The organism is Burkholderia sp. Ac-20384, assembly GCF_017104605.1.
In the GTDB taxonomy this organism is placed as follows: domain Bacteria; phylum Pseudomonadota; class Gammaproteobacteria; order Burkholderiales; family Burkholderiaceae; genus Burkholderia; species Burkholderia lata.
In genome coordinates, this window is the sequence record NZ_JAAGPE010000309.1 from 1 (window position 1) to 10,401 (window position 10,401).

Below are 10,401 nucleotides of genomic sequence, written 5' to 3' on the forward strand. Positions count from 1 at the left end.
TGATCTGCCCGGCGGGCAGCAGGCTGTTCACCGATTCGCCGACCCAGCGCGCGCGCAGCGCGTTGCCGAGCTCGGCGCCCGGCTGGCCGGGGCGGAACATCACGGAAATCGCCATCGCGTCGATCACGAGCGGCACGACGTGGAACGCCGCGACGAGCGCGAGCCCCCAGCCGGCCGCGAGGAACGTGGACGCGACCGCGCCGACGCCCTGCCATGCAAGGAGTGCGACGAAGAGTGCGGTCCCGAGGGACAGCAGGATGAGGCCGGCGCGTGTCATGACCCGGTCGTGCGTCGCGTTGCCAGTTGCTTGAACACCTGGCGGAAACCGAAATACGCGATCGCGTCCTTCATGTTCGAGATGAAGCGCTTCCACGGCCGCATGCCGGGGTTCGTCACGTATTCGAAGGTGAGCGACACGCGTATCTCGTTCTGGCCGAGCGGCGTGATGCGGTGGCGCAGCTTGTCGCCGTCGAACAGCACGATGCCGCCGTCGGCGATCTGGACGGAGCCCGGTTCGTCGGCTACGTCCGGATTGCGCGTGTGCAACTCGTAGTCGAGCCGGCACGACGATTCGTCGATCACGCCGATCAGCAGCGTGTAGCGGCGGCCGTCGTAGTACGACGTGTCGTAGTGCCAGCCGATGTGGTCGCCGGGCTTCGTGTAGTAATACAGCGCGTATGCGTGCGGATCGTCGTCCGGCGACAGCATCAGCTTGTCGCCCGTGACCTTCTCGAGGAAGGAGATGAGTGCCTTCGAGCGATACAGTTCGGCGATGTACGGCGCCTGCTCGTCGATCGTATGGCGGCTCACGCTGCCACCTTGCTTGTGGCCGGGCAGGTAATTGCGGTTCAGGCCGGCCTGCATCGCGCGCGCGCCGTCGGCCAGCTTCGCATGTGCGTCGGCCGGCAGGAATGCGTCGAGGTACAGGAACGAGCCCTGGCGCGTGTAGTCGCCGCGCAGGCGGTCGAGGTCGAGCGTGCCGACACGGTCGGCCACGGTGCGATCGGGGTCGGCTGCGGCCGCGCGCACGGGCGCGGGGCGTGCCGGGCTCAGCACGGAGTCGTCGCGCGTGCTATTCATTTGGAAGCCTGGATTTCGGTTGGATTCTGAGCAACGTTGCCGCGCCGGACGATGCGCCACCAGTCGATCACGACCCACGCGGCGAACAGCGGGGCGCCGATCGACGCCGCGAGCAGGAACGGCTCGACGCCGTCGAACAGCGTCACGAGCGGCAGCAGGTAGAGCACGTCTTCGGTTTCGAAGCCGCCGGCGAATGCCTGCTTGGTGCCGGCCTTGCCGGCGAACGATTCGATGCGCATGCGCAGGAAGAAGATCAGCGCGACAGCGGCACCGGCCACCGCGCCGAGCAGCACCGGCGACGCCGCCATCTGGCCGCCCTGGGCGACGATGCCGACGCCCATGCTGACGAACAGCGCGACGGTGACGAGCGCGTCTGCTGCGAGGTCGTAAAAATGACCGATCTTGCTGGATTTCCCGCTGATGCGCGCGAGCTCGCCATCGGTGTGGTCGACGAAGTTCGACAACACGATCAGGAACGCGCCTGCATTGCTCCAGCCGAAGCCGCCTTGCGCGAGGCACCAGGCGCCGGCGAGGCCAATCAGCAGACGAACGGTAGTGAGGTGATTCGGGGTGACGGGCGTGTCGACGAGCGGTCGGACAAGCGAGCGCGCGAGCCGCGCATCCCAGGTGCGTGGCAGGGGCGGTTCGGAGCGTGTGGCGGTTTTTCTTTGGTCCATCGGCGAAATATATACGGAATTGTAATTTGTTGCTTTTTATTCGATCAATGTCCTGACATGAGGGAGTGTTACCGCGTCTTGCAGCGATCGGCCGGCCAAAAAGCGCGTGCGCGAAAGGGCGGCCGAACGGGGCGGCGGGATCCGTATTCCAGTGTGGTTCGCGTCGCGCGACTGTCAAGGACGGACGGGCCTCGGAGGCTGATGCAGCGGTGCTTTTCGCGTTTCCCGATGCGCGTCGCGCGGCGCGTGCGAGCTTGACGTGTGTCAGGTTGGGACAAGCCGCATCGGGTGACAATTGGCCGCGCCGGACGGGTATCGGTCATTACCGATGGAGGGGCGATAAATTCGACTGGAAATCCGTCGATTGATGCGTGTGGGTTGTCGATCGTCGACCGCTCTTTCTGCTTGATGCTTTCGCGCACCTTTCGTGTGCGTCCGATTTAAACGGAGCGTCTGTCACAGAACGGTCGTTCGATACCCGGCAAATCCGGCAAGGATCTTTTTCATTTAGCGGACATTTCGCGGCGATTGCCTCTGCGATACTCCGACCGTGCCTGTGGTGCCGGCCGCCCCTCGCGGCCCCAAGGGCTTCATGTCGCTCAGGAGACACCCCCCGCGACGTCAACGACAGACCCAAGCGTCAGAAACCAGCCATGTCTTCATCACGCATCCTCGCTCCCGCCCTGCGTTCGCTCGTCCGCACCGCCGACGAAGCCGCCGCGCTGATCCGCCCCGGCATGACCGTCGCCATGAGCGGCTTCACCGGTTCGGGCTATCCGAAGGCCGTGCCGGCCGCGCTGGCCACCCATATCGACGCGGCGCATGCGCGCGGCGAGGACTTCCGGATCAACGTGCTGACCGGCGCGTCGACCGCGCCGGAACTCGACGGCGCGCTCGCCCGCACCAACGGCATCTCGATGCGCCTGCCGTACCAGTCCGACCCGACGTTGCGCGACAAGATCAACGGCGGCGAAGTCGACTACCAGGACGTCCACCTGAGCCACGTCGCGCAGTACGCCTGGTTCGGGCTGTACGGCGATCTCGATGTCGCGATCGTCGAAGTCGCGGGCATCCGCGAGGACGGGCTGCTGATTCCGTCCGCGTCGATCGGCAACAACAAGACCTGGCTCGAACGCGCGAAGCACGTGATCCTCGAGGTCAACGCGCGCCAGCCGCTCGGCCTCGACGGGATGCACGACGTCTATTACGGCACCGCGCTGCCGCCGCACCGCAAGCCGATTCCGCTGACGAAGAGCGACGACCGGATCGGCGAGCCGTATCTGCGCTGCCCGGCCGACAAGATCGTCGCGATCGTCGAGACCGACGCGCCGGATCGCAGCAATGCGTTCTCCGCGCCGGACGCGACGTCCAAGCAGATCGCGCATCAACTGATCGACTTCCTGCGCCATGAAGTGAAGCGCGGCCGCCTGCCGGAAAACCTGCTGCCGCTGCAGTCGGGTGTCGGCAACATCACGAACGCGGTGCTCGCGGAGCTCAGCTCGGCCGGCTTCTCGAACCTGACCGCGTACACCGAAGTGATCCAGGACGGCATGCTCGACCTGTTGCAGGACGGCACGTTGAGCTTCGCGTCGGCCACCGCGCTGTCGCTGAGCCCGGCCGCCGTGCAGCGCTTCGCCGACGAAATCGCGACGTTCCGCGAGAAGATCGTGCTGCGCCCGCAGGAGATCAGCAACCATCCGGAACTCGTGCGCCGGCTCGGCTGCATCGCGATGAACGGGATGATCGAGGCCGACATCTACGGCAACGTGAACTCGACGCACGTGATGGGCACGAAGATCCAGAACGGCATCGGCGGCTCGGGCGACTTCGCGCGCAACGGCTACCTGTCGTGCTTCATGTCGGCGAGTACCGCGAAGGGCGGTGCGATCTCGCGGATCGTGCCGATGGCGAGCCACGTCGACCATACCGAGCACGATGTCGCGGTGGTCGTCACCGAGCAGGGCCTCGCGGACCTGCGCGGCCTGTCGCCGAAGCAGCGTGCACGCAAGGTCATCGCGACCTGCGCGCATCCCGACTACCGGCCGATGCTCGAGGATTACTTCGAGCGCGCGTCGCGCGACAGCTTCGGCAAGCACACGCCGCACCTGCTCGCCGAGGCGCTGTCGTGGCACGAGCGCTATGTGCGCACGGGCACGATGAAGGCCTGACGCGGAGCGAAAGGGCGCGCGCCGCGCGTGCGCCCGTCAATCCATCGCCGCATGCGCGATATCCACGCTCGCCGCTTTCTGCGGCGGGCGGATCAGCAGCAACAGCGGAATCATCAGCAGCGTCGCGACGAACATCAGCTTGAAGTCGTTCAGGTACGCGATCATCGACGCCTGCTGGTTGATCGTGCGATCGAGCAGCGCAATGTCGAGACGGCTGCCGGCGATCGCCTGCACGGCCGGGTTGAACGGCGTGATGTGGGTCGCGAGGTCGGCGTGCGCGACCTGCGTGTTGCGCGTCATCAGCGTCTGCACGATCGAGATGCCGATACTGCTGCCGATGTTGCGCATCAGGCTGTAGGTGGCCGTGCCGTCCGCACGCAGGTCGGGCGGCAGCGTCGAGAACGACAGCGCGCTCAGCGGCACGAACACGAGCCCCAGCCCGAAGCCCTGAACCACGCCGGGCCACACGATGTCCGCTTCGGACAGCACGACCGTGTACTGCATCATCTGCCATAGCGCGAGCGCGGAAATCGACAGCCCCGCGAGCAGCAGCATCCGCGCATCCACGTATTTCAGCAGCCTGCCGACGAACAGCATCGCGATCATCGTGCCGGCGCCGCTTGGCGCGGTGACGAGGCCGGTCGTCGCGACCGGGTAGCCCATCAGGTTCTGCAGCATCGGCGGCAGCAGCGCGCGCGTCGCGTACAGCACCGCGCCGACCACGAAGATGAACAGCGTGCCCGTCGCGAAGTTCGGGTCGCGCAAGAGTTCCGACTTGAAGAACGACGCCTTGCCGACGGTCGCCGTATGCACGAGGAAGAACGCGAAGCTGAGTGCCGCGACGATCGCCTCGATGCGGATCTCGTACGAGCCGAACCAGTCGAGCTGTTCGCCGCGGTCGAGCATCGCCTGGAACGCGCCGATCGCGAGCGCCAGCGTCGCGAAGCCGAACGCGTCGAACTTCACGTGCGGGCGCGGCGCGCGCGCGGGCAGGAAGGTCATCACGCCGGCGAGCGCGAACGCGCCGATCGGCACGTTGATGAAGAACACCCAGCGCCAGTTGTAGCTGTCGGTGAGCCAGCCGCCGAGCGTCGGGCCGAGGATCGGGCCGACCATCACGCCCATCCCCCAGATCGCCATCGCCTGGCCTTGTTTCTCGCGCGGATTGATGTCGAGCAGGATCGACTGCGACAGCGGCACCAGCGCGGCGCCGAACACGCCCTGCAGCAGACGCGCGCCGACGATCTGCACGAGCGTCTCGGACAGCCCGCACAGCGCCGATGCGACCGTGAAGCCCGCGATCGACACGATCAGCAGCCGTTTCACGCTGAGCCGGTCGGACAGCCAGCCGGTGAGCGGTGTCGCGATCGCCGCGGCGACGATATAGGAGGTCAGCACCCACGTGATTTCGTCCTGCGACGCGGACAGCGTGCCCTGCATGTGCGGCAGCGCGACGTTCGCGATCGTGCTGTCGAGGGTCTGGATCAGCGTGGCGAGCATGATCGACAAGGTCAGCATCGGCCGGTTCAGTGCGGGCGAGGCGGGGGCGTCGGCGGCGGGGTTCAAGCGGGTGTCTCCACGGGGCGGTCGCCGTGGGCGGCGATCCGGTATGGCAGGAATTATAAGCACGCTTATTATATATCCGCTTATCGCCGGGCCGCGAGCCGAGGCCGTTTCAGGCTTGACCCTATAATCGCCGCATGGACAAGACTTACGAGAACCGGATCGGCTATCTGATCGCCGACGTCGCCCGCCTGAACGGACGCCTGTTCGACCGGCGTGCGAAGCGCATCGGGCTGACACGGGCGCAAAGCCGCGTGCTCGCGTACCTGACGTGGAAGGGCGAGATGAATCAGGCGCGGCTCGCCGAATGGCTCGAGATCACGCCGATCTCGCTCACGCGGCTGCTCGACCGGATGGAAAGCTATGGCTGGATCGAGCGCATCGCGAACGACGACGATCGCCGCGCATTCGTGATCCGGCTGACCGACAAGTCGCGCGAGATCTTTCCGCAGATGCTCGAAGTGGGTGACACCGTCGCCGACGACGGGCTGCGCGGCTTCACACCCGACGAGCGCGATACGCTGGTGCGGCTGCTCGGGCGCGTGCGCCACAACCTGATCGACTGCGGCGGAGAGTGATGCGGGCCGCCATGCGGGCGGGCCGGATGAACGACTTGAAAACACCGGCGGCAGCGCGTGAGTACGCCGCATGTGCCCGCATGCCGGCACGCGGCGTTGACATCGCCGTTGCGCCGGTGCTGATGTCCGGCGCGGCCTTCGTCCGGCTGGCACAGGACGAAGTGCCCGTCATGTTCGACGACGCGCGTGGGTGGGCGTCTACTCGGTTGAGTCGACGCTACTTGTCACGGTCTTGGCGAGTCGATGTGCTCAACGGCCCAGCGCCGCGAGCGTGAACGCCGCCAGATAAAGCCCCACACCGTAGGACAGGTGCGTGATGAGACTGCGCCGGCGCGCGACGCCCGGGTGCGGCGTGCGTGATGCGGCGATGCCGAAGCCGAACGCGGGCTGCATCACGAAGAACGGTGCGACCACGCTGGCGAGGCCGGCGACGAGCGCGGGGAGCGGGGTCGGCGTGCCGATCCATTCCGTGCCCGCGATCGCGACGGGCAGTGCCGCGAACGCGATGCCGATCGCGTAATGCGCAATCCAGCCGAGCGTGCGTTCGCCCGGCACGGGGGCCGCGGCCCCGATCGACACGTGCCGGAACCGGCCTTGCATCATGTGACCGATCCAGCGGCCGACCAGCGCGTAGTCGAGCGACGGAATGCCGAAAGCGCGCCGCCGGAACAGCGTCCAAAGATCCATCACGAGCGTGGCGCCTGCACCGATCAGCAACAGGTTGAGCAGGACGTCGGACGAGCTCATCGCGACCCTCAACGGAGAAGGGAACGAGCTGCGTGATGCAGCGGAATACAGCGTGATTTAAGCGGTTTCATGGCAGTACGGGCTTGTCTTTATGGAGTCGAGCGACTATCTTGCAACTTCAAGTTCACTTGAGGTCAAGCATGAGTCGGCTGGACATTGCAGACGTTGCGCGACGCTCGGGATTGCCCGCGTCGACGCTGCGCTACTACGAGGAAAAGGGGCTGATCGTCCCGACCGGTCGCCACGGGTTGCGGCGGCAATACGACGAGTCGGTGCTGGAGCGTCTTGCGCTGATTGCACTGGGCCGAGAGGCCGGCTTTTCGCTCGACGACATCCTTGCGATGGTCGGCACGGACGGCCTGCCGGCGATCGATCGCGCGAAGCTCGACGGCAAGGCGGACGAACTGGACCGCACGATCCGCCGTCTCGGCGCCGTGCGCGATGCGTTGCGGCATGCGGCCGTGTGCCCGGCATCGAACCATCTCGAATGCCCGTCGTTCCAGAAGCTGCTGAGGATCGCCGCGCATCGCCATCCGGCGCGCCGCACGAAGACGGAAGGCGCGTAGGCGGCGAGCGTGTATTGACGGGTTGGCGTGACAGCAGGGGGCGCGCCAGGTCACGCCTTGCCGGACATCGAAAACAGGAACAATGGGGTTGCCGCGTGTGGATTTTCGTTGTGTTTTGTGTACTTCCGGCGGTGTATGCGGCATCGAAGGTTGGCCCGCATTACGGGTCGCTCGCCGGGTGGGCGACATTGGTCGCCGTGCTGGCGACGCAGACTGCGCTGCTGATGTGGGTGGCCGACCGGGTGACGCGGCGGCTTGGGGTCGATGGGCAGCCTGACGCGACCGCGCCGTCCGATAGTCCGAATGACGAACCGGCTGACGAGCCCGACGACGTACCCGATGTGCCGCTTCGATATGGCGAGCAGGCACGATTCAAGCAACTGGTTCTGATTGCCGACACCGAGCGGCCTGACGTCACGCGTCGTTTCTACGACAAGGCGAAGCGGGCGATCGAAGCGTATGTGGATGTCGAGACGGGGCGCGACGGTTCGGGCGCGGCGATGGTGTCGACGGCCGACCTCGCCCCGGCAGACGGCCTGCCCGCCGCGCCGCCGGACGAAACGCTGATCGTGTTCGTGTCGAACGACGGCGCGTGGTCGGGGTTCCGCGTCGGCGGCGACAGCTTCCGGTTCCGCCACGGCGCAATGACGAGACTGCGGTTCACGCATGTGATGCCGGTTCGCTGGAGCGGCGACTACATGGTGACGTTCTGGTTCGACGTGCCGAAGCGGGAGCACGCGACCGATTTCAACGCGTATTCGACCGGGTTCGATATCGGGGTGAGCCGTGCCGGACGCCGTTCACGCACGCTTACCCATGCATGTCGCGAGATCGCGTCGGTGCTCGACGTCGCGTTCGACGTCGACGAGGTCGGCGACGACTGACTCATCCCGCGTAGTACACGCGACATTCCTGCTCGCGCCCGCGCACGATGCGCTTGCCGACGAGCGAGCCGTACGTTTCGGTAAAGACGGTGCGCTGGTGCTCGCACTGCAGCGCATCGTAGAAATAGAGCGACACCCAGTCGGTCGGGCGGGACGCCTCCGGCGTGCGCATCGCGGCATGCAGGCACAGCGCGGTGAAATGCCAGCCGCCCTTGGTCATGTGCATCACGGGCAGCGGCACGTAGCCGTCCGCGTTCGGGCGCCGGTGCGCGGTGGCGCGTTGCACGACGCCAGGCGTCGGCAACACGCCGGCGGCGGCCTTGTTGCGGTACAGGCGGTCGATGTAGAGCAGCAGCTCGACGGGCGGTTCCGTGCCGGGGCCGGCGTCCTGCACGTGGCCCTGCCAGCGCCGGCGGCGGCTCAGCACGTCGTCGAGCGCGGTGCGGATGCCTGCCGCGCGGCGCGGGCCGACGCCCGAGATCGTCTCGAGCTGGCCGTTGCGGGCCGCGCGCTCGAGCTCCTCGAGCGTATCGATGTGCAGCAGGTCGTGAATGCGCAGCGCGAGCGCGTGGCCGATGCCCGGCACCGCTTCGAATGCGGACGTGCGTTCGGCGTCGCCGCATAGCCGGTCGAGCTGGCGCCAGCGCCCCGTCACCAGCAGCTCGGCAATCGCCTGGGCGACACCCGTGCCGATCTCGGGCAGCATCCCGAGCGCATCGACGCCGCCGGACTCGAACAGCACACGGATGTCGAGGTCGAGCGCATCGACCGTCTCGGCCGACGCGCGGTACGCGGCGACCCGGTACGGATTCGCGCCCTGGTCAGCCAGCCGTTGCGCCGCCTCGCGCAGGCAGGTCGCGATATGGCGGTTTTCCTCGTACGTTTGGCTGGCGGTCGTCTGCATGTCGAGGGACCCGGGGAAGCACAAACGGAATGGACACGGCGAACGATGCGCCGGTCGGCTTTTCATCATTGTCGCGACACGCGATGAAGAAAACTTGACGCACGTCAATGGCAAACGTAGCACAGGTTCGAAGCGCACGGTCGTGCCGGAAGGGGGCACGACCGTGCGTCGCGTGGCGCGATCATGCGTCGAGGAACGACTGCGCGTTCTCGGCCTCGGCGGCCGTGCGCAAGGCGGCGAGCGCCCGTTTCTCGATCTGCCGCACGCGTTCGCGCGACATGCCCGCGTCCTGCGCGATCGCGTCGTAGGTATCGGGCTCGGTGCCGCCGAGGCCGAACCGCCGGCGCAACACGTCGGCCTCGGCCGGCGTGACCGACCGGAGCAGCGACCTCACGCACTCGCGCATGCGCGTGTCGGCCAGTTGCTCGAACGGGCTGGCCGATGCCTGGTCCTCGATCAGTTCCACGAGGCCGGTGTCCGCGTCGGGCAGCGGCGCGTCGAGCGACACGGGCTCGGCAGGCAGTGCGAGCACCGCGCGCAGCTTGTCCTCGTCGAGGCCGGTTTCGGCCGCGAGTTCGGCCGGCGTCGCCCGGCGGCCCGTGCGCTGGCGAAAACGCAGTGCATGCCGCTGCACACGCTGGTACTGGTCGCCGACGTGCACGGGCACGCGGATCGTGCGTGCGCGATCCGCGACCGCGCGCGTGATCGCCTGACGGATCCACCAGGTCGCATAGGTCGAGAACTTGAACCCGCGCCGGTATTCGAATTTCTCGATCGCGCGCATCAGGCCGAGGCTGCCGTCCTGCACGAGATCGGGCAGGTCGACGCCGCGGTTCATGTACTTGCGCGCGATCGACAGCACGAGCCGCAGGTTCGCCTCGAGCATCGCGCGCGTAGCGTCGCGTACCTTCTGCTGGCCGTCGGTGAGCGCCGCGGCGAGTGCCCGCCGCGCGACCGTGTCGAAGCTGGCGGCTTCGCCGGTCGCCGTGCCATGCGGCGTAGATGCGAGCGCGCGCACGATGCCGCTCGCGTCGTCGACGGCCGGCGCGACCCAGGCGATCGAGCCGAGCAGGGTGGCGATGTGGTTGCGCGCGTCACGGTATTCGGCCGAACGGAAGCCATGTGCATGCAACGCGCCGCGCAAGGCTGCGACGGCCGCCTGCAGCGCGTCGTAGCTGGCCGGCGCGGGCGTGTCGGCGGCGTCGTCATCGTGCGATCCGGCGGCGGCGGTCGC

10 protein-coding genes and 1 pseudogene are annotated in these 10,401 nt (G+C 67.2%); 4 read left to right on the forward strand and 7 right to left on the reverse strand.

What is annotated here, in order from left to right:
* The 3 genes and pseudogenes from G3O00_RS35015 to G3O00_RS35025 all read right to left on the reverse strand — a co-directional run.
* Positions 1-277, reverse strand: a pseudogene (locus G3O00_RS35015) (TIGR00374 family protein); the annotation flags it as partial.
* The gene (locus tag G3O00_RS35020) at positions 274-1,080 is read right to left on the reverse strand and encodes a 2OG-Fe(II) oxygenase (RefSeq protein WP_206145721.1); all 807 of its coding nucleotides are present in this window, start codon (positions 1,078-1,080) and stop codon (positions 274-276) included. The pseudogene G3O00_RS35015 and the gene G3O00_RS35020, both read right to left, overlap by 4 nt.
* Complete coding sequence (locus G3O00_RS35025; RefSeq protein ID WP_174930358.1) at positions 1,077-1,757, reverse strand: CDP-alcohol phosphatidyltransferase family protein; 681 nt, start codon at positions 1,755-1,757, stop codon at positions 1,077-1,079. Before G3O00_RS35025 ends, G3O00_RS35020 begins: the two co-directional genes overlap by 4 nt.
* 653 nt (positions 1,758-2,410) lie before the next feature.
* On the opposite strand from G3O00_RS35025, the gene G3O00_RS35030 reads away from it, so the two are divergent.
* Entirely contained in the window at positions 2,411-3,925 is a 1,515-nt protein-coding gene (locus tag G3O00_RS35030) for an acetyl-CoA hydrolase/transferase family protein (protein ID WP_206145722.1), read from the forward strand.
* A 36-nt stretch (positions 3,926-3,961) separates the two neighbouring features.
* Here G3O00_RS35030 and G3O00_RS35035 read toward each other — a convergent pair whose 3' ends face one another.
* Positions 3,962-5,491, reverse strand: coding sequence for a DHA2 family efflux MFS transporter permease subunit (locus G3O00_RS35035; RefSeq protein ID WP_174930357.1), 1,530 nt, complete (start codon positions 5,489-5,491; stop codon positions 3,962-3,964).
* Between the two features lie 134 nt (positions 5,492-5,625).
* Between G3O00_RS35035 and G3O00_RS35040 the strand changes: the two genes are divergently transcribed.
* Positions 5,626-6,066, forward strand: a complete 441-nt coding sequence (locus tag G3O00_RS35040; RefSeq protein WP_011355506.1) for a MarR family transcriptional regulator — start codon at positions 5,626-5,628, stop codon at positions 6,064-6,066.
* 249 nt (positions 6,067-6,315) lie between these two features.
* On the opposite strand, the gene G3O00_RS35045 is transcribed toward G3O00_RS35040, so the two are convergent.
* Complete coding sequence (locus tag G3O00_RS35045) at positions 6,316-6,813, reverse strand: DUF2938 domain-containing protein (protein WP_206145723.1); 498 nt, start codon at positions 6,811-6,813, stop codon at positions 6,316-6,318.
* A 140-nt stretch (positions 6,814-6,953) separates the two neighbouring features.
* On the opposite strand from G3O00_RS35045, the gene G3O00_RS35050 reads away from it, so the two are divergent.
* Both G3O00_RS35050 and G3O00_RS35055 read left to right on the forward strand, forming a co-directional pair.
* Positions 6,954-7,379, forward strand: a complete 426-nt coding sequence (locus G3O00_RS35050; protein ID WP_043183323.1) for a helix-turn-helix domain-containing protein — start codon at positions 6,954-6,956, stop codon at positions 7,377-7,379.
* A gap of 110 nt (positions 7,380-7,489) precedes the next feature.
* Positions 7,490-8,263, forward strand: a complete 774-nt coding sequence (locus G3O00_RS35055; RefSeq protein ID WP_206145724.1) for a hypothetical protein — start codon at positions 7,490-7,492, stop codon at positions 8,261-8,263.
* A gap of 1 nt (position 8,264) precedes the next feature.
* On the opposite strand, the gene G3O00_RS35060 is transcribed toward G3O00_RS35055, so the two are convergent.
* Positions 8,265-9,167: a helix-hairpin-helix domain-containing protein gene (locus G3O00_RS35060; protein ID WP_011355502.1), complete on the reverse strand. Its 903-nt coding sequence runs from the start codon at positions 9,165-9,167 to the stop codon at positions 8,265-8,267.
* Positions 9,168-9,348: 181 nt separating this feature from the next.
* Positions 9,349-10,401 (reverse strand): sigma-70 family RNA polymerase sigma factor (locus tag G3O00_RS35065; RefSeq protein WP_206145725.1); only part of this gene is annotated, 1,053 nt, incomplete at its 5' end.